The sequence below is a fragment of the Roseibium sp. 10G30-5 genome (genome assembly GCF_055809635.1).
In genome coordinates this window covers 3233235-3252791 of sequence record NZ_CM147918.1, presented here as the reverse complement: position 1 = coordinate 3252791, position 19557 = coordinate 3233235, and the positions used below count along the sequence as shown (strand labels likewise).

General features: G+C 57.4%; 19 protein-coding genes, 1 tRNA gene and 1 pseudogene. 9 read left to right on the top strand and 12 right to left on the bottom strand.

What is annotated here, in order from left to right:
* Positions 1–181: 181 nt before the first annotated feature.
* The 7 genes and pseudogenes from AC0L7U_RS16475 to AC0L7U_RS16445 all read right to left on the bottom strand — a co-directional run bounded on the left by AC0L7U_RS16475 (position 182) and on the right by AC0L7U_RS16445 (position 6414).
* Positions 182–1486 carry an ammonium transporter gene (locus AC0L7U_RS16475; RefSeq protein ID WP_473692205.1) on the bottom strand — a complete coding sequence of 435 codons (1305 nt, stop codon included), beginning with the start codon at positions 1484–1486 and terminating at the stop codon, positions 182–184.
* A gap of 24 nt (positions 1487–1510) precedes the next feature.
* On the bottom strand, positions 1511–1849 hold the full coding sequence (locus AC0L7U_RS16470; protein WP_473692203.1) for a P-II family nitrogen regulator: 339 nt from the start codon (positions 1847–1849) through the stop codon (positions 1511–1513).
* Positions 1850–2377: 528 nt separating this feature from the next.
* The gene (gene minE / locus AC0L7U_RS16465; protein WP_473692201.1) at positions 2378–2659 is read right to left on the bottom strand and encodes a cell division topological specificity factor MinE; all 282 of its coding nucleotides are present in this window, start codon (positions 2657–2659) and stop codon (positions 2378–2380) included.
* Positions 2656–3478 (bottom strand): annotated as a pseudogene (gene minD, locus AC0L7U_RS16460) (septum site-determining protein MinD). Before minD ends, minE begins: the two are co-directional and overlap by 4 nt.
* 65 nt (positions 3479–3543) lie before the next feature.
* Positions 3544–4401, bottom strand: coding sequence for a septum site-determining protein MinC (gene minC, locus AC0L7U_RS16455; RefSeq protein WP_473692199.1), 858 nt, complete (start codon positions 4399–4401; stop codon positions 3544–3546).
* A gap of 503 nt (positions 4402–4904) precedes the next feature.
* Positions 4905–5465, bottom strand: coding sequence for a type 1 glutamine amidotransferase domain-containing protein (locus AC0L7U_RS16450; RefSeq protein ID WP_473692197.1), 561 nt, complete (start codon positions 5463–5465; stop codon positions 4905–4907).
* Positions 5466–5730: 265 nt separating this feature from the next.
* Positions 5731–6414: a WecB/TagA/CpsF family glycosyltransferase gene (locus tag AC0L7U_RS16445; RefSeq protein WP_473692195.1), complete on the bottom strand. Its 684-nt coding sequence runs from the start codon at positions 6412–6414 to the stop codon at positions 5731–5733.
* 670 nt (positions 6415–7084) lie between these two features.
* Here AC0L7U_RS16445 and AC0L7U_RS16440 point away from each other — a divergent pair.
* Genes AC0L7U_RS16440 through AC0L7U_RS16430 form a run of 3 tightly spaced genes read left to right on the top strand, consistent with a single transcriptional unit; the run spans position 7085 to position 10509 of the window.
* Positions 7085–8164, top strand: a complete 1080-nt coding sequence (locus tag AC0L7U_RS16440; RefSeq protein ID WP_473692193.1) for a GumC family protein — start codon at positions 7085–7087, stop codon at positions 8162–8164.
* The gene (locus AC0L7U_RS16435) at positions 8115–9191 is read left to right on the top strand and encodes a GNVR domain-containing protein (RefSeq protein WP_473692191.1); all 1077 of its coding nucleotides are present in this window, start codon (positions 8115–8117) and stop codon (positions 9189–9191) included. The genes AC0L7U_RS16440 and AC0L7U_RS16435 overlap by 50 nt, the downstream gene beginning before the upstream one ends.
* Before the next feature lies 1 nt (position 9192).
* Complete coding sequence (locus AC0L7U_RS16430; protein ID WP_473692189.1) at positions 9193–10509, top strand: UDP-phosphate alpha N-acetylglucosaminyltransferase; 1317 nt, start codon at positions 9193–9195, stop codon at positions 10507–10509.
* Here AC0L7U_RS16430 and AC0L7U_RS16425 read toward each other — a convergent pair.
* Positions 10497–11666: a glycosyltransferase family 4 protein gene (locus AC0L7U_RS16425; protein ID WP_473695872.1), complete on the bottom strand. Its 1170-nt coding sequence runs from the start codon at positions 11664–11666 to the stop codon at positions 10497–10499. The two genes, AC0L7U_RS16430 and AC0L7U_RS16425, sit on opposite strands and share 13 nt — an antisense overlap.
* Positions 11667–11902: 236 nt before the next feature.
* Between AC0L7U_RS16425 and AC0L7U_RS16420 the strand changes: the two genes are divergently transcribed.
* The 6 genes from AC0L7U_RS16420 (at position 11903) to AC0L7U_RS16395 (ending at position 17544) form a co-directional block, all read left to right on the top strand.
* Entirely contained in the window at positions 11903–12997 is a 1095-nt protein-coding gene (locus tag AC0L7U_RS16420) for a glycoside hydrolase family 5 protein (RefSeq protein ID WP_473692187.1), read from the top strand.
* Positions 12994–13728, top strand: a complete 735-nt coding sequence (locus tag AC0L7U_RS16415; protein WP_473692185.1) for a glycosyltransferase family protein — start codon at positions 12994–12996, stop codon at positions 13726–13728. Before AC0L7U_RS16420 ends, AC0L7U_RS16415 begins: the two co-directional genes overlap by 4 nt.
* Complete coding sequence (locus tag AC0L7U_RS16410) at positions 13709–14032, top strand: glycosyltransferase (protein ID WP_473692183.1); 324 nt, start codon at positions 13709–13711, stop codon at positions 14030–14032. The genes AC0L7U_RS16415 and AC0L7U_RS16410 overlap by 20 nt, the downstream gene beginning before the upstream one ends.
* Before the next feature lie 210 nt (positions 14033–14242).
* The gene (locus tag AC0L7U_RS16405; protein WP_473692181.1) at positions 14243–15091 is read left to right on the top strand and encodes a lipopolysaccharide biosynthesis protein; all 849 of its coding nucleotides are present in this window, start codon (positions 14243–14245) and stop codon (positions 15089–15091) included.
* Between the two features lie 94 nt (positions 15092–15185).
* Positions 15186–15788, top strand: a complete 603-nt coding sequence (locus AC0L7U_RS16400) for a hypothetical protein (protein WP_473692179.1) — start codon at positions 15186–15188, stop codon at positions 15786–15788.
* The gene (locus AC0L7U_RS16395; RefSeq protein WP_473692177.1) at positions 15781–17544 is read left to right on the top strand and encodes a serine aminopeptidase domain-containing protein; all 1764 of its coding nucleotides are present in this window, start codon (positions 15781–15783) and stop codon (positions 17542–17544) included. Before AC0L7U_RS16400 ends, AC0L7U_RS16395 begins: the two co-directional genes overlap by 8 nt.
* 195 nt (positions 17545–17739) lie before the next feature.
* Here AC0L7U_RS16395 and AC0L7U_RS16390 read toward each other — a convergent pair.
* From AC0L7U_RS16390 to infA, 4 genes are all read right to left on the bottom strand, one after another.
* Positions 17740–17815: transfer RNA gene (locus tag AC0L7U_RS16390), tRNA-Phe, on the bottom strand.
* A 355-nt stretch (positions 17816–18170) separates the two neighbouring features.
* Positions 18171–18368, bottom strand: coding sequence for a DNA gyrase inhibitor YacG (gene yacG, locus AC0L7U_RS16385; protein WP_473692175.1), 198 nt, complete (start codon positions 18366–18368; stop codon positions 18171–18173).
* 67 nt (positions 18369–18435) lie between these two features.
* Positions 18436–19065: a Maf family nucleotide pyrophosphatase gene (locus AC0L7U_RS16380; protein ID WP_473692173.1), complete on the bottom strand. Its 630-nt coding sequence runs from the start codon at positions 19063–19065 to the stop codon at positions 18436–18438.
* Positions 19066–19132: 67 nt separating this feature from the next.
* Complete coding sequence (infA, locus tag AC0L7U_RS16375; RefSeq protein ID WP_006939340.1) at positions 19133–19351, bottom strand: translation initiation factor IF-1; 219 nt, start codon at positions 19349–19351, stop codon at positions 19133–19135.
* Between the last annotated feature and the right edge of the window lie 206 nt (positions 19352–19557).

Here is a 19557-nt window from a genome sequence, read left to right as displayed (position 1 = left end):
TTTGGCGACATCAGATCAGGTGCGCTGAACTGTGCTGAGAGCCTCAGCAGATCCCTGCTCAATGTCGAGATGGTGCGGAATGTGCTCTCGGCCGCGTAAGAAAAGTCCAAACTATTCTAAAACGCAAAAAGCGGGAAAGTTGCCTCTCCCGCTTTCAGATTTGCGATCACCACTTGTGGGCTTAGTGAACCACTTCGCCGTGCAGGTTGATGTCGAGACCTTCAACTTCAACTGCTTCAGGAACGCGCAGCCCCATGACAGCGTCGAGGATCTTCAGGATCACGAAGCTGGCAATACCGGACCAGATGATCGTGGCAAGTGTGCCGACGAACTGGATCCAGACCTGATGGCCCATCGAAACACCTGCATCAAGACCAACACCGCCAAAGGACGAGCTGATGAAGACACCGGTGAGGATTGCGCCAACAAAGCCGCCAACGCCATGTACACCGAAGGCATCAAGGGAGTCGTCATAGCCAAGCTTGGTCTTGAGTGTGGTTGCAGACCAGGCACAGACGACACCGGCAACAATCCCGATGATCAGAGCGCCCGTCGGACCGACGAAACCGGAGGCCGGCGTAATGGCAACCAGGCCGGCAACTGCGCCAGAGATGATGCCCAGAACGCTTGGCTTGCCGTGGGTCGACCACTCGTAGAACATCCAGGACAGGGCAGCAGCAGCCGTTGCAATCTGCGTAACAGCCATCGCCATACCGGCAGTGCCATCAGCAGCAAGCTCAGAGCCGGCGTTGAAGCCGAACCAACCCACCCACAGGAGAGCAGCACCGATAAGCGACAGTACCAGGTTGTGCGGTGCCATGTTGTCTGTGCCAAAGCCCTTGCGCTTGCCGAGAACGAGCGCGCAGACGAGGCCAGCCACACCAGCGTTGATGTGAACCACCGTGCCGCCGGCGAAATCCTTCACGCCAAGTTCGCCGAGGAAGCCGCCGCCCCAGACCCAGTGACAGATCGGGCTGTAGACAACGATGGACCAGATTGCCATGAACCACATCATGGCAGAGAACTTCATGCGATCGGCAAAAGCGCCGGTGATCAGCGCAGGCGTGATGATCGCAAAGGTCATCTGGAAGGTCATGAACACGGATTCAGGAATCGTGCCGCTCATCGAGCTGTCGGTCATGCCCTTGAGAAAGAAACTTCCCAGACCACCGACATAGGCATTCAGGCTGCCACCGTCCTTGAAGGCCAGCGAATAGCCGACGATCATCCAGATCACTGTCATGAGACAGCAGATTGCAAAACTCTGCATGGCGGTTGCCAGCACGTTCTTCTTACGCACCATTCCGCCGTAGAACAGCGCCAGACCCGGCACCGTCATCATCAGCACGAGTGCCGTTGACGTCAACATCCAGGCTGTATCGCCACTGTCCAGCTTGGGTGCGGCGTCTTGCGCGAACGCTGGCAGTACGGAGACCGCCATTGCGAGCGCTGCAAGCCCGACTGTTTTAAGAGACTTAGATTGCATCCCCGAAATCCTTTCCTTAGACCCTCAAAGGGCCTCTACATCTGTCTCGCCCGTGCGGATCCGCATGGCCTGATCGAGCGAGAAAACGAAGATCTTGCCGTCACCGATCTGCCCCGTCTTGGCTGCGCTCGAAATCGCCTCCACAGCAGGATCGACCTGGTCCGATGGCACAGCAACTTCGATCTTCAGCTTAGGCAGGAAGCTCACGACATACTCCGCCCCGCGGTAGATTTCGGTGTGCCCCTTTTGACGTCCATATCCCTTGACCTCAGTGACCGTCAGGCCCTGAATGCCGACTGAGGTGAGAGCATCCCGCACCTCGTCCAGCTTGAACGGCTTGATAATTGCCATTACGAGTTTCATACGCTTCCCATCCTTCGTTTCACGCAGCCGGGAAAGCTGCAAAAAGCTGTCAGCCCACACATCAGACCAACGGCTACCGAAGCTAACCATTCAAGTCGTGTGCCAAGTTTTTATTTTTTTGCTAACTGTCTGATTTAAAAAAGGTAGCGGGAAATTCCGTGACCCGTGGCCTGCACCTGATGCAGGTTTTTGCCTATAAGAGCATCATTTTTGGCGAAAATGGTAAAATTTAGTCACGCTTTCGTGAAATCAGGCGAAAAAGTGATGACTCTATGGGGAAATTACATAGGGACAGACTGAAATTGCACCAAATTTGCCTAAAAAATAATCAAATGCAATTCGAATTTTGAGAATCCATCAAGAAATTACAAGAAATGCCGCAGTTGGAGCCTCTGAACGAGCGCTCTGCCTCAAGTGCAATCAAATGGCGCATGATCGCATAATAGACCTCTGGCTGCCGAATACAAAAAGACCTTCCGGATGCGTCACGCCTCCGGAAGGTCTTGATGAGTAGGTCTGCCGTTCGGATCAGGATTTCTTCCGAGCCGGCATTTTCTCGTCGTTTTGCGGCAACTCTATATCGATGCCGATGGTGGTGATGTCGCCAGTGCGATCCATCTCAAGACGAACCGCATCGGGATCAATCGAGATCCGCTTGCGCACCACTTCCAGGATGTCTTCCCGAAGAGAAGAAATCAGCTCGGCATCCGAGCCATCACTCGCACGTTCATGAGCAAGAAGGATCTGCAGGCGGTTCTTGGCAACCGAAGCCGTCGTGTCCCGTTTGCCGAAGAAGCTCATGATATTCATGCAGCCCTCCCCCTGAAGAGCTTGCCGAACAAGCCTTTCTTCTCGGTCGGAATGGTGACCGGGAGATCCTCGCCCAGTAGGCGCTGTGTCGCTTCCGTATAGGCTTTTGCCGCTGCACATGTCTCGTCGGACAGCGTGACCGGCAGACCCACGTTGGAGGCCTTCAGAACGTCCTTGCTCTCCGGCACGACGCCAATGAGATCAACCGACAGAATGTCCACCACATCTTCCACCGACAGCATGTCGCCGGTCTTGGCGCGTGCAGCGTCATACCGGGTGATGAGCAGATGCTTGGGCATACGGTCGCCCTGTTCGGCAGCAATCGTCTTGGAATCCAGCAGGCCGATGATGCGATCACAGTCACGCACCGACGACACTTCCGGGTTGGAGACGATAATGGCCTCATCCGCATACCGCATGGCCAGCGACGCGCCGCGCTCGATCCCGGCCGGGCTGTCACAGACAACCCAGTCAAAATACATGCGCAATTCGCTGATGACGCTAGCAACACCTTCTTCGGTCAACGCATCCTTGTCACGCGTCTGCGAAGCAGAGCAGCAGATAGAGATTATTGAGCTTCTTGTCCCGCACGAGCGCCTGCTTGATGGAAGCTTCGCCCCGCACCACATTGACCAGGTCGAACACAACCCGACGCTCTGCGCCCATGATCAGATCAAGATTTCGCAGGCCCACGTCAAAATCCACCGCGCAGACTTTGTAGCCTTCCTTGGCCAGCGCCGAGGCAATCGCTGCGGTTGAAGTTGTCTTGCCAACCCCGCCCTTGCCCGACGTGACGACGACGACAGTCGCATTGCTCATCTCGCCTGATCCTGCCTTGTCTTTGGCCCCCTCTAGGAGATCCTCAGTCCGTTTTGCCATTTTCCTCAATCGAGTTTCTCAAACACTAATACTTCATCCTCAAACCGGATTTGTGCGGCGGCATTGAGGACGTCGGTCTTGAAATCGTCCGCAATGGAATAAAGTCCGTTGATAGACACAAGTTCTGCGTCCAGCTTCGAACAGAAGATACGTGCCTTTTCATCACCGGAAACCCCGGCGAGCGCGCGCCCGCGCAAGGCGCCATAAACGTGGATAGAGCCCCCGGCGATCACCTCGGCACCCGAACTGACAGAACCGATCACCGTCACATCACCTTCAGGGTGAACGACACTCTGACCTGAGCGCACCGGCTCGGTGATCACAATGGACTGCCCGACGGTCTCAGGCTCGTCAGCGCTTGTGGCCGCAACAGGCTTGGTTGCCTTGTCATCGGCCTTGCCACCGTCCGGCTTGTCCGCCAGCGCAACGCCGATTGACCCGGACGCCTTGCCTGAGCCCCTCGCTGATGTCGCAGCCGAGGCATTCGACACACTATCGGACTTGGCAGCCGTTGCCGGCGCAGAGGCCGTGTCACTGTCAACCTTTTCAGCAAGCGGCGCGGGAACCTCAACATCGCTCGACAATCGCCCACCGGAGAAACTGGGCGGCATTCCCGGCTTCAGCCGTGTTCCGGCGATGCCATCAATCCCCATGACACGCACCGAGCGTTGGTTCAAACCAGCCAGCAGTTCTTCCAGCTCATCAATCGGCATGCGCGTGCCGCGCATATCCAGAATGATCGGCCGATCAATGAAAAACCCCGGAGACCGGGTCATGATCCGGTCAATTTCGGCAAACCACTTGTCCATTGGCGCCTCAGGCGTCAGAACAATGGCAACAAAAGACTTCCCCTTGAACTTCATAAGGGCTCGCGCAACCTTCAAATCAGGATGGATTTAACTCTTTATACAGCTAACACTGTTGCGGCGGGAAAGTGAGGCATACTGCCGTTTTCCACCGAATATCTTTCTGACAGGATGCCCGTATACAGACCTGCGAACAAGCGATTTCTCGCATTTTGCAAATCGGAAACTGAGAAAACACAATCACCTGCTCGTGTTGTCCCAACTCCATGATGCCAGCTTTGCCTGAATTGTTATTCCATCAGCGCATATCGGCAAAATGACGGAAGAGGGTGTTCCGGGAAGCACGGGAAGCGGCTCAAGTTCCCCTGTCACGAATCAGAGTGACAAATTCAACCAGCCGTTTTCACGCGATCAGCCGGGTCGGAGAGACACCGTGCAAACCCGAAACACAAGCATCCGAGACCTGACGACAGGCTCGGAGAAGCAGATCCTGAAAGCCGATAAGGCTGAAGAGGCACATCGCCCGGGAGGGTGCCCGGGCGATGCTGGGTGAGGCCGGGTCAGGCCGCCGCGCGGTTGTGGCGGCCTTCCTCGACTTCTTCAACGATCTTGTTGACGAAAGCTTCAAGGTCCTTCGGCGAACGAGATGTGATGATGGCATTGTCGCAGACGACTTCTTCATCCACCCAAGAGGCCCCTGCGTTGATCAGGTCCGTCTTGATCGAATGATAGGAAGTCGCTTCACGCCCCTTCAGAGCGCCCGCTTCCACGAGCATCCAAGGGCCATGGCAAATGGCCGCAACGATCCGTCCGGATGAAACAAAATCCTTGACGATAGAGACAGCACGCTCAGACGTACGCAAGACATCCGGGTTGATCTGGCCACCGGGAAGAACAATGGCGTCATACTCGTCAACTTTAACATCGTCGACGGTCAGATCGGCATCGACACTGTCGCCCCAGTCGGTCTCGTCCCAGCTCTTGATCGAGCCTTTTTCCAACGATGCGATGGTGACGGTCGCACCTCGCTTCTTCAACTCATCGAGCGGCACACGCAGCTCGGAGCGCTCATAACCGTTGGTCGCCATAATGAGAATTTTGGATTCATTGATGCTTGGCATCTTTGCCTCCTGTCGATGGGTTTGCGTCGTGTCATTTTGAAAAACCGGGACGTTTCTGATGTCCTCTGCGTCTTTCGAAATGCAAACACTTCGTTAACAGGTTTGTTCCTGTCGCCAGGCTCCCTTGGGCCGTGCTGACACTCTTTCTCAGCAGACAAGCGGGCCACCCCCCGCAGAAATTCAAGGCTTTGAAGCACTGCCCCCGCCTTTGAAAACAATTATGGTCATTTCGTGAAGCCAAGACCGCACCAGGATCAGCGCAAGCCTATCGGTGTTGCTGACGTTTCAAGCGCCACAAAATACCGAGAAATTGGGGAATGCCGATCACATAGCGGCGAAACAACCGCCGGGGCTCACGCAGCAGACGGAACACCCACTCCATATGGATGGCCCGCATCCATTCTGGGGCACGCACTGCATGGCCGGATAAAAAATCGAACAAGGCCCCCACACCGATCATCACCGGCACATCCAGATGAGCGCCTTTCGCGGTAATAAAAACCTCCTGTAAGGGATTGCCCAAGGCCACCAGCAAGATGTCCGGATTTGTCGCAGCGATGGACCGGCACACGTCTGCCGCCTCACCTTCCGAAAAATAACCGTTGCGTGCACCGACAATCTCATGCTGCGGATAGCGCTGTTGCAGAACAGCCTGGGCACCGGAAAGCTGTGCCTCATGCGCACCCAGCAGGTAAATGCGCAAGGGCATCTCGATCTTGTCGAGCAAGGCGGGGATCAGATCCGTGCCGTTCAAATTTTCAGGAAAGCTGACGCCTTGCAGATAGCGCGCGGCGACACTTGTGCCAATGCCGTCATTCAGCAAGGTCATCTGTTGCAGGGTGCCGAGATAAGACGGATTTTCCAAGGCCATCAGGATGGTATGCGCATTGCAAATCGCGATCTTGAGAGACGCGCGCTCACGGATGGCCTCTTCGACCAGCCGGACCACGGCCTCTCTGTCTCGCCGGAGCAAGCACAAGGGCCCGATTTGAACCACGTCGGCGGTCACGTTCAAACCGTTTTCCTTTCGTCTTTTCAAGACCGGACGATCCTGCACACCGCTGTCTGCAGCACCGTCAACCGCTGCATCTCGGGCAATCACCGGCTCTCGAACTCTTTATGCTGACTTGAGAAAAAGTATGTCGATGAGGAGATCATGCGTTTTTGAAATCAAAGCCACCAGTGACATCTATCGCAGCGGACAATGACCACGGCAAGGCGAAGTAGACAGTATAGCGAACAGGCGGGTCAAGCGGCGATTGCGTGATTTTCCGAATGTAAAAATTGAGGTTAATCAAACGCAAACAACTCCTGCTGCGCAGATGAGGCCCAACTGACCAACGCAGCGTTCCAATAGAAACACCTCGAAATGCGACCTTGTCCGCACAGTTCTTCAAGCGGTGTCGGGTGGCATGTTTCCTTACAAATTTGGAAGTTATTAAGTACATTCGCCCATGGTATCAGGGGCAAGAACGCAAACCCGTTGCGACGGCCCGGAGCAGCCCGCGCTTTATTTCAATGACGGCAACACTTTTGAACCACAGCATGACGTATTCTTTCTTTTCTTCAAGACGTCCGTGCCTGCCAGATGCAGCAATACCCTCACTCAAAGGTATGAGATGATCGAGATTCAGGACATTCCAAGGCTGCTGAAGCAAAACGCGCTGTGGCTCATCCTTGTGCCGATTGTAATGGTCGTTCTGACCCTGCCGGTGCTGCATCTCAAAACGCCCCTGTTCAGCGCCACAAGCGAACTGCTTGTCGATCCCGCGCCCAATACGCTGGTAACAGGCTCCGGCGCAGTTCCCGGTGCGGATCCCGAAGCCAAGAAGCTGGACCTCGACAGCCAGCGTTACATCATGCTCTCCGCCAATGTGCTGGACCCGGTCATTGACCAGCTTGATCTGGATAACGACCCTGGCCTGCATATGCCCGGCTTGCGCCAGAAACTGCTTGGTGGCGGCACATCACAAGCGATGACACCCGCAGAGCGACACGATGCGACCCTCTATGCACTCAAGAAAAACCTCCAGATCTCACGACTGGATGGCTCTTATGTCTTCGACATCACCATGCGCCATCCGGACGCACAAAAATCGGCAGCCATCGCCAATGCGATTGCCCAGAGCTATCTCGACGAAACACAAAAGGCCCTGTTCAAGACCGGAACGACCCTGACCAAACGGATTACCGACCTGCGCCAGAAAGTTCAGGACGCCAAGGCCGCTGTTGAAGCCTACAAGCAGAAACAGGGGCTGGTCAGCACCGGTCAGGGCGGGTTGGTCAATGACCAGAAGATCCAGGCCTTGAACACACAGATCGCACAGGCCCAATTGGCCCTGGCTCAGGCCCGCTCCACCTATGAGCAGGTCACTCCGCTGACCCAGAAAGACATTGAGAACGGTGGTATGTCGCCGATGGCTGGCAACACGGTCCTCTCGGCCCTGCGCGAACAATATGCCACCATTTCGCAGCGCATGGCAGAAGCCCAGACGGACCTTGGCCCGGATCATCCGACGCTTCAACGCCTGCGCTCGCAGCTTGTCAATATTCGTCGCGAAATCACGGCTGAACTGCAACGCATCAAGACCACCTTGAAGAACCAGTATCAGGAAGCCAAGGCAGACGGTCGCCTCGCTGCAAAGCCAATTGAACGGGCTGGAACAGACCAATCAGAAGCAGGGCACCGCATCAATTGAGCTGCGGCAATTGCAAAGCGAGGCCGATGCCAGTCAGGCCGTCTACGAAACCTTTCTGAAACAGGCGCACGCGCTGGCGGACCAATCAAACGGCACTTCCGATGCCTCGCGCATTCTGACTGAGGCCTCCGTGCCCACAAAGCCCCAGAAACCCAGCACCATGATTGCGCTGGTGGCGGCTGCCCTCTTCGGCTTCGCCTTCACCGCCGTCATCATCGTAGCGCTGGCAACCTTGGGCGGACGCATCATTTCGGCAGAAGATCTGGCACGGCGCACCGGCGCACCGGTGCTGGCCTATCTGCCGCTCAACGCCAAACGGCTGCTCGCAGGTGGCCGTCGCGGCCTGCGCCGTCTGATCCCCTTCTCAGGCCGTAGACACACTGCCGCGCAGGACCAGATTTCCGTCGCCCAGTCGCGCATCGCCTTTGCCCTCTATCAGGCCTACAACCAGCACCGCCCGGCGGACATTCTCGTCATCTCAACCACGGCAACGGTAGATATGACCGGGTTTTGGCGCGGGGTCGCAGCCAACCTCAACGAAATGGACGAGCGTGTTCTTTTTGCCCGCGCCACCACGACGGCTGCCAACGGCAGAGATCTGATGTCGGACACAGCATCTCAAGCGGGGTCACAAGTGACCGATCTGCCGCTGAAAGAGCGCAGCAAGCGCAGCCTTTCCCTGCGCCGTGCCGCTGGCCAGAGCAAGACCGCCGAAGACCCGCAACCCGCGACCTTGAAAGGAATGAACGGCACCTGGGGGCAATATCTGCGTGTCGAACTGGTGGATGAACGCCGCAACGTCTCCTTGCGCGGCCCCAAGGAAGAATTCGGCGAAGACATTCTGCTGGTCGACGCGGGAACCGCCGATACCAGCCCCATTCTGCCGGTGCTTTTGAGCAATTGCGATGGCGTCATCGTAACAAGCATTCTCAGCGAAGTGCGCCAGTCAAATGTCAAACGCCTGATGTCCTACCTGCAACCCTGGCAGGACCGTCTGATCGGGCATGTCGTCCTCGAGAACCGTTGACATGCCGTCGGCACGGGCTTCCGGCAACGACAGCATGTTTGACCGCCCGGTCGCGCGCTCCAATGACCGCAGCCGCCTGTGGCACTGGGCCGTCACCGCGCTGATTGTTGCCTGCCTGACCTTCAACATGGGTCTGGCAATCATCAATACCAACGTCATGCCGATCCACCAGAGCTACGTCATTCTGGGCGAGTTGGTATGCATCAGCAGCGGCCTTTTGCTGGCCTTGCGGCGACATTCAGGTCTCTATCTCGTGCTGACAGCCTATATGGCCTATATGGCGCTGGTTCTCAGCCTGCGACCCGAATTGGATCTCAAGGCGGTGCGCGATATTCTGATCCCTATCGTCTTCTATTTTCTCGGCCGCAACCTGCGCTCCATCCGTGATGCAGACCGCATCGTCTTTCTGGTGACAGGCATCGTCATTGCCGTCGGGCTGTTCGAGTTCCTCTTCATTGATACCTTCATGAAGCTCGTCAACGTCTTCCAGTATTATGTCGCCCGCGGCACGCTGACCGAGGATTCCAACTTCGTGTCCGGCTCCAACCTGTTCATCAGCAGCATTCGCGTCGGCGGGCGCAATTTCTTTCCGTTTCTGGGAGAGGTGCGTGCGTCTTCGGTCTTTCTCGAACCCGTGACAATGGGCAACTGCGGCGCGTTTCTGGCGCTCTGGGCGCTTTATCGCAAGGATATGCGTGGCCGTTGGCTGCTGGGGACCTGTGCGTTTCTGGTTATCATTTTGGGCGATTCACGCTTTGGCATGTTCGTCACCCTGTCCTTTGTCATCGTCTATCCAGTATCGCGGTTGCTGCCGCGCATCACCTGGTGGAGTGTGCCGATCCTGATCGCGCTGTTGCTGTCGATCTATGGGGCGATCGTCCATGGTCGAACGTGGGAAGACAATCTGCCGGGTCGGATTGTGCACGCCGCTGAACTGATGGCCGAATTGGACTGGAAGAGCACACTGGGCATCGCCTCCAACCTGCCGTTTCTGGATGACAACGGCTATGCCTACACACTGGCCAAGATCGGCTTTGTCGGCATCATGGCTCTGTGGACTCTGTTCATTTTCGCTCCCACCACCCGGCGCGATGCCATCGTTTTCAAGGCGCTGGCCGTCACCTATGTCAGCCTGCTGATGGTGGTATCGAACTCGTTCTTCTCGATCAAACTCGGGGCCTTGTTCTGGCTGACGGCGGGCGCGGCCGATGGGCCATTGATGACGGCGCGCAAACCCGGCCGCGCCGACACACCCGTGGGCCCGATAACGCCGAACCAAAGGGTTCGCATGTTGATCAGCGGCAGTCACTGGTCGTGATGAGACACCCTGCGACGCAAGACATCGCGGTAGAGCGTTTCATATCGTGCCCCTGCCGCCTTCCAACCATGTTGGGCCGCGGATGCAATCGCCTCTGTTCGCAAGGCAGGCGTCGCTTCAAGCATCTGATAACTGGCTTCCAGAAGTTCGGCCACCTCTTGCGGCTGCGCAAAATCCGCCAAACGAATCAAGGCGTGTTGCTCTGCCAGTGACTGAAACGCCGTGTTGGGCTGCACCACAGGCAGAAGCCCGGCGCTCATCGCCTCGATCATCGCCAGGCCGAAGCCTTCATACGTCGACGCGCTGACGAAGAAGCTGCAAGCGCCAAGCTGGTCGCGGATCTCCTCGTTGGACAGGCCGACATGGATCTCAACCGCCTCGGCCACACCGTTTGCTTCGGCCGCCTTACGCAGATCGTCCTCGCTGAAATCAGAAGGAATGCCGATAATCTTGAGCCGCCACTCCGGCTGCTGCCGATGCAGGCATGCCAGTGTTTCCATCAAACGCACCAAGTGCTTGTTCGAGGAAAACCGGCCAATAGTGACCAGCGACCGGGTTGGTTGTGGTGCGGCGGCATCTGCAAACTTGACCAGATCAACGCCATTCTCGATCACCCGCAAGCGTCGCGGCGCAACACGGGCAAACAGATCCTTGTCACTGAAACTGCAACAGGCAATGGCCTGATACTGATTGGCGGATAACCGGGTTAACGTGTTGAACCAGATGCGCTTCAGCGTCGCATGTTTCTCGGTGTGAAAGAAACCGCCATGTGTGGTTGCGATCAGCGGCTTGCGGTGCAGCAGCCGGGTCAACGCCAATGCGTCAAAGAAAAAATCGACAGCGTGAACATGCACCAGGTCGGCTTTGCGGATCCGTGACACAACGCCGGGCGCGACCGGATAGCGGGTGCTGCCGAAAAAGGGGATCCGAATGATGTTGACACCATTCACCGTTTCACGTTCTGGCAAGTGCCGCTCCGGTTCTCGGAAGGACCGATCCAACGTCACGACACTCACGCTCTTGAACACACGCACCTGCCGCTCGGCCAGATTGCGCACCACATCTTCCAGTCCACCGACCATCGGCGCGTATTGGCGCACCACATGCACAATGCGAAGACGAGACAGATCAGCCTGATCATCGCTGGTCTGGGCCATGGGCAAACCTGAGTTCATTGAACATCCTTGCAAACAGCGGCATCACGTACCGTCATTTTTAACGATAAGTTGTAGACTCTCCCTTTTAATCAGGATTGTCGCCAGCATGCCAGAGTGGAGACCGTTCTTGCACGTCTTGCCTCCCCTGGCCGGCTGACTGGCACGTGTTTCCCGGTGACCGTCATGAACAGTGGCACACAGAGATCTGAATTTAGAGTTGAGCGGGCCAGCGTCGCATGTTGAAAATCATCTCCAGCCTTGTTCTTGCCAGTTGCCTCGGTGTTCAGGCGTCTCAGGCCGCGCCTTGCCTGCGAGGTGTCAACATTGCGGGTGGCGAGTTTGGCGGCACCAACGGGGCCTATGGCCAGACGCACATTTTTCCGAGCGCCGAGACACTCGATTATTTTCACAAGAAGGGCGCGAATGTCATCCGCCTGCCCTTCCGCTGGGAGCGGATGCAGCCAATCCTGAATGAGCCGCTGGACGGCAGCGAACTGGGGCCGCTGGATGACCTCATTCAGCGCGCCACTGCACGACATCTCACGGTGATCCTCGACCCCCACAATTACGGCGACTACGACAAGCACACCATCGGCTCAAAGGACGTGCCGATTGCCGCCTTTGCCGACTTCTGGTCGCGGCTTGCAAGCCGCTATGCCAATCGCAAGGGCGTCATTTTCCTGCTTATGAACGAGCCACACGACATGACACCCGCCCTCTGGAGCGAAGCCGCCAAGGCCGCCCTCGGCGCCATTCGCTCAGCAGGTGCCAACAATCTGGTCATGGTGCCCGGCACGCATTGGACCGGGGCGACAAGCTGGTTTGACAAAACCGACGGTGTGTCCAACGCCAGCGCCCTTGCCGATCTGCCGGACCCCGCCCATCGACACGTCATTGAAGTGCACCAGTATATGGACGAGAATTTCTCCGGCACCCACAAGACATGCCCGCGCGCGGCCGATGCCATTGGCGCGCTGGAGCATGTAGGGACATGGCTGAAGGCCAATAATCTCAAAGGGTTTCTGGGAGAATTTGGTGGCACCGCCGCGCCCGATTGCCTGAAGGGTCTCAAACAGATGACGCAAATGCTGGCGGATCATGATGATGTCTGGCTGGGATGGACCGCCTGGGCGGCGGGAACGTGGTGGGGCGATTACCCCTTTTCGCTTCAGCCGCGCGCTGATGGATCCGACCAGCCGCAGATGAAAGCACTCGCAGCCAGTTTGTCCGACACCCGGGACACGGGTAAAAGCTGTGCGCTTGTCACAGAAGTAGCCGATAAACCGCGCGGCCCCATTCCCTTACCCAACGCAAAGGAGACCCGGCCATGAAGATCGCCATGATCAGCGCCAGTTGGCCTCCTGTGCGCTGTGGTATTGCCGACTACAGCGAGCGTCTGTGCCAGGCGCTGGAACAGGAAGGTGCGGAAATCCTACGCATTCGCCGCGGAGACTGGGGGCTGACCGGCCTTCCGGGATACCGCGCGCAATTACGGGCTGCACGGGCTGACATTTGCCATGTGCAATATCCGGGCGTTGGCTATGGTCGCTCGCTGCTGCCTGCCTTGACGCCCATGCTTGCGCCGGGACCAAGCGTTGTGACCTTGCATGAATACGCCATCTTCAAGCCCTACCGCCGCCCGTGGTTCTCATCCTACGCCGCCTGGAGTGCTGCTCGGATCTATTCCCGCGAGGCTGAACGCACAGCCTTTGCCAAGGCCTTTCCCAAAAGACGCGGCGAAGATCGCATCCTGGCGATCGGCAGCAATATCCCTGTTGCCATCCCCGCTACCGGCGACATCACCTTGCCGCCGCGTGTGCCAAACAGCGTGGCGTTCTTCGGCCTGTTCTGGCCGGGGAAGGGACTGGAAGAATTTCTCGATCTGGCTCGTCTGGCATCACACCGACCGGATGCTTCCTTGTCGCTATCAATCATCGGCGCGGCAGTCACCGGACAGGAAGCCTTTGCCACGAGCATCCGTCAGGCGGCCACAGACCTCGGCATTACACTTTACGAAGGCCTTCCCGCCGATGACGTGGCCCGTGTCCGTAGCAAGGCATGACTATGCTTATCTGCCGTTTCCTGAAGGCGCAGACGAGAGGCGCGGCAGTCTGGCCGCAGCCCTGATCAACGGATGCCTGATCCTGACACGTCATGGCAACGAGACACCCGGCTGGTTGAAAGCAGGCACCCTTGCAACACCTACACCAGCAGACGCTCTGACACATCTGATCGAAACACCGCCCATACCGGAAGAAAAGACATTGCAGCGCCATGCCGCGACGAGTGCCGGACAACACTATGACTGGCAGCAGATCGCCCGGGCACATCTGGCGCTCTATACCGACCTACTGGAGAAAATGTGATGGGACAGTGTCTCGCCACCACGCTGCACGGCCTTGCAACACCAGGACAGACTTGTGCAACTGCACCACAAGATGAATGTCTTGGGGTCTTTACGAACCACAGCGTAAAACGGGGTCTGCGACAGTCGGGCTTGCGCCTGCAAGAGCCCCCTCCGTCACCCTGCCTCGCCGCATCCCGCTTCTGCCCCTTTTTCGTGCGGCACCCCACTGATGCCCAGCTTCATAACATCTTCGGCCTTCAGCACACTGGCTGGCATCATTTCTCTGGTCTTCGGGTTTGTCAGCAGCATCATCGTAGCGCAAACGCTTGGCGCAGAAGGCACTGGCGGCGTCGCTTACGCCTTGTGGATCGCCACAACGATGGCGCTTGTCGCAAATCGCGGTGTGCCCGCTATTTTGCTGCGATACATGCAGTCGCAAGGAACGCCGGACAATCCGGGCGGCGGACTGGCGCGCAAGCTCTTTCCGCGCTTCTTTCTGCTTGTCGCGATCTGTGTCGTGCTGATCCTGCTGTATGCGCTCTTCTCGCCTCTCAACACCTCCACCGGAGATGTCAGCGACTGGGACCGTTCAGCGCTATTTTGGGGGATGACCGCCATTCTCCTGCTGGTCTTTGCCACGGCGGGCTTTGCCGAGGCAACGGCTCGAGGCCTCAATCGCTTTGACGAAACAACACGCCTGGCCGCTCTCGGCTGCTGCCTCCAGGTGCCATTGGTGGCGCTCGGCGGCATTTTCTTTGGCGTCGGCGGCGCGCTGGCCGGCCACATTGCCCGGCATCTACCACAGGCCTTCCGCACAATCCACTATCTGCGCCTGCCAACCGCACCCGACACCCAAATCACTCCAAACATGCGCAATATCGGCCGCAACATCTGGCTGTTCGACATCATCGGCATGTTGGTCTGGACAAGAGTGGAGTTTCTGATCCTTGCCTACTTCGTGTCCAAGATGGAACTGGGCTTTTACGCCGCCGGTCTCACGTTGACGAGCCTCGTAGTGCAGTTGCCAACGCAAATGACCGCCGGCACTGGCAGTTCATATCGGCCATCATCACGATAAAGGCGACATCGCGCATATCAATCAGACCTACCAACGGGTCATGCGCTGGTTGTGCCTGTTGACCTTCCCAATCTGTCTTGGGGGCGCCGCGATCATGAGTGAGTTGCTGCCTTTTCTCTTCGGGCAGAGTTTCGCTGATGCCACGACCATCACCGGACTGCTGCTGGCATTTGCCTTCCTGACGGCGCTCGCTCTGGTGCCGGCAACCATCATCAGCGCCTGCGAACGCTCCTCGTTCTTCGTGTTTGCAACCCCGATCCTTGCCACAGCCTCGTTATTGGCCTTTGCAGCCGTCACGCCATTTTTCGGCACGTTTGGCACCGCCTGTGTCCGGGTTCTGGCCCATGGCGTGTGGCTGGTCTGGATCATCGTTTACTGTGACAAGAAATTGTCGGTCAAACTGGACCTGATGAATCTCGCGAGCATCGCACTCGCCGCCGTTCTGTGTGCTGTCGGTGCCTATCTGGTGTTGGATGCGATTGGCGGGCTCATCGGCATGTGTGCCGCAATCCTCGCCGGTGCCATCATTTACCCTCTCGCTTTGAAACTTTTGGGATCCATTCCACAAAGTGATATTCATGCCCTGGCAAGTAATCTCCCGCGTGCCACGCCTCGTCTCGTGTCGAGGCCAGCGATCGCGATCCTGAGATGGCTTGGGGCTCCCACTTCTCCTCAGAAGGACACTGATCATGGCTAGATTGCAGCCGATTGCCTTCTCCGGTTGTTCCGGTCTTCTCACCCTGCCTGAAAGCCTCCGCGCCAAGCAGGGTGTCGTGCTGTTTCGCACCTGGGGCTACGACGAATTGTGCAGCCGTAAGTATCAGCGGAAACTGGCCGAAGATTTTGCGACTGCGGGCTACCCCTGCCTGCGGTTCGACTATCCAGGCACAGTGGATTCCCTTGATCAGCCCGAGGGCGAAACACTGGACGACTGGATCAGATCCGGAGATGCGGCCTGCGAGGCGCTGAAACAGGTAACGGGCTGTGAAACAATTATCCTGTGCGCTCTTGGTCTCGGCAGTTTCGTGGTGGATGCCCTGGCCTGCCGCCGCAAAGACGTCACCGGACTTGTTCTGGCTGCGCCAACCATGAACGGTCGCCGGTTCCTGCGCGAAGCAAGCCTGCGCGCCCGCGTCATCATCGAGTCTCTCGGCCTGGATGAAAGCGACCTGCCCAAGGACAAATTGACCATTGCAGGTCTGCCAATGGCGGAAGCGTTGGAAGCGGACCTGAAGCGCCAGAACCTTGCCAAGGTCGAGACCCCGCTCCATGTGCCGACGCTGCTTATGGCACGTGAAAACAACGCCACCGACGCGGAATTGGCCAAGCATCTCGCCGCGCGCGGCGCGGCTGTCACCGTCAAGCCATTCGAGGGCTACACCAGCTTGATGCAAGACACACTTGCCTCCCGCGTACCGCTAGACACCTTGCAGACGCTCGTCGACTGGTGTTCCGACACTTTCCCCGTGTCTGAGCGAGCCGATCCCACCACATGGCCCGCCCTCACAAAGCTCACCACGGTTCTGGCCGGAGACGGTTTCACCGAAGAAGCGCTGATCCTGCGCCCGGAGCAACCCCTCTTCTCTGTTCTGTGCCAACCGCAGGGCGCGCGCTCGACCGGGCTTTTCATTTTTCTGTCTGCCGGCAAAGATCACCATGGCGGCTGGGCCCGGTGTTGGGTCAATGCTGCACGCACGCTGGCCCGCCATGGTGTTGCCTCGCTGCGGCTCGACATTTCCAGTCTGGGAGACAGCCCGCCAAAGGCCGCAGAAGAACGGCAGGTGCTGTTCACGGACGAGCCGGTGGATGATGTGCGCGACGCGATATCAGCCCTCGAAGGGCGCAACCTGGGACCGACCACACTGGTGGGTCGATGCAGCGGTGCCTATGCTGCAATGCAGGCCGCCCACGTCGACAACCGCGTTCACCAGCTTGGCCTGATGAACCTGCCGCGACTGGTCTGGGACCCGGATGAACCAGTAGTCGATTATGCCCGCCGCGCACCACGCCGCTCGATGAGTGACTACAAGCGGCGGATGCTGGACGTGCGCACGCTGCAAAGGCTTGTCAACGGTGAAATTGACGTACCTGCCACCCTGCGCGGACTGGTCAGCCACGCCAATTCCCGCCTGTCCAAGGGCCTTGGCATGGTCATTCCCGGCAGCACACAATACTCGCGCTTTCGGCGACAATGTCTAAAAATTCTCGGCGATTTGAATGCCCGCACTGTCAACACGCATTTTCTGTGCAGTCAGGGCGACGAAGCCCAAGAGCAATTGCACTATTACTTCGGTCCGGATGCCAAAGGACTGGATCGCTTTGTTCATGTGGACGTGGAGACAGTGCCCGATGCCGACCACAACATGACGTCGGAGCGAGCGCAGGCACAATTCACCCAGTTTCTGATCAAACTGGCATCTGAAAGCCGGAAGGAGGCGCGACGCGCAAGCTAAGGGTCGCAAGCACGCTCAACGGAACCGAGCGCGTATTCCGGGCCGCGAGACATCACAGGCTAACACATCATGAGGAAGGCGCTTCGCAGTGGAGCGCCTTTTGTGTGTCTCTCGCATGACCGTTGCAAACGCAAGTTTGCACGTCTTGTCATCTCGAAGACTTGAAAAGCAGATACTGTAAGGGGGAGAGAAGAGTGGTGCCCGGAGACGGATTTGAACCGCCGACACGCGGATTTTCAATCCGCTGCTCTACCAACTGAGCTATCCGGGCACTAGAGCGTCAGGGACGTGTCCCGTTCGCTGAAAGCTTGGGTCTTATAGGAGCTTGAACTGACCTTGTCCAGCCTCCCTGTCGCTTTTTCAACATGCGGCTGCAAGTTTTCGAAAAATCTCAATAACGAATAAAATTACCCATATATTTCAATATCTTAATCTATGGATAATTTCGCAACGCAGTCCCTTTGACAAAGATTTTCCGGGGTGGAAAGCCCGCTGCTGCGGAAAACAACTCGCAAGGCACACGCCGCGACACTGCTCCGGCTGCGCTCCCTTTGGGCGTACCTCACAACAGCTCCGTAAAGCCATTCAGTTGGCCACGCCCCCTTCACAAGCGAACGAGAAGTGAACTAGCTCTCGGGAAGATTATCTTCATCTATATCGTCGGTTTCAACGACGGGGATGGTGTAGCTTTCGGAAAACCAGCGATGCAGATCGATGTTGGCACAACGTGCCGAGCAGAACGGACGATCCTCACGGGTCGACGGTTTGCTGCAAATCGGACAAGGCCGCGATCTGTGGGCTGGGGTCTCGGAAGACTGTGTCATGACACGTTCCTCGTGGTGCATTCCGCCGAATGGTCACGAAAGACATTCACATGAATGACTTTCTTCGTCAGCTTTCCTCGCCATCCACCCAGCGACGATACACTGGATAGCCCGAGGCGGACAGAAGCCGAGCGGTTTCGACGAGCGGCAGTCCGACAACATTGGGATAAGAGCCCACAAGTTTGACAACAAATGTCCCGGCGAGACCTTGAATGGCATAGCCACCCGCCTTGCCGCGCCATTCGCCAGAAGCGATGTAGCTATCAATATCTTCGCGTGTCAGGCGCTTGAACCGCACACGGGTTTCAACGACTTTCGTCCGCCGTCGTCCGTCTGCGTCAATGACGCAGACACCGGTAAACACGCGGTGGCCACGACCCGACAACAGGGCCAGACAGGCAATTGCCTGCTTGGTCATTTCGGCCTTTGGCAGAATACGTCTGCCAACAGCCACGACGGTATCCGCCCCCAGAATGACACTGCCCCGAAGAGCTGGGTCTTCCAGATTTCCGCGATACACAGCTTCCGCCTTGCCAACGGCAAGACGCTGCGCCAACGCCCGAGCGGTTTCCAGCTTCTGCGGCGCTTCGTCGATATCAGAGGGGATCAGATGATCCGGTTCAATACCGATCTGCTGCAACAGCGCCAAACGGCGCGGCGAAGCGGAAGCCAGGATCAGGGAGGGAAGCGATGTCATGACCGTTGCCGATTATATCCCGGCACGCTCGCTCGCGCAGTTGCAAACAAGCGTGCTAACAAAGCGGTTACTTGAACCGGTAGGTGATGCGACCCTTGGTGAGGTCATACGGTGTCATTTCCACCAAGACCTTGTCACCTGCCAGAACACGAATACGGTTCTTACGCATACGCCCAGCGGTGTGGGCAATGATTTCGTGGTCGTTTTCAAGCTTTACGCGGAACGTCGCGTTGGGCAAGAGTTCCGTAACGACGCCCGGAAACTCCAGAGCTTCTTCTTTTGCCATAAGGTATCCTGATTAAGGCAGTCTGATTGATTGGCGCACCAAACGGGTCGTTCAACTGAACGTCAACCGTTTTGCTCACCAGGTTGGGCAGGGTATACAAGGGATTGATGGTTTCGTCCAGTCAGCGAATGCTTGAAAGACCAAATCCTTTACCAGTCCGTCATTTTACGACCCGCACCGGACATTTAACACGGTGTGCGTAAACC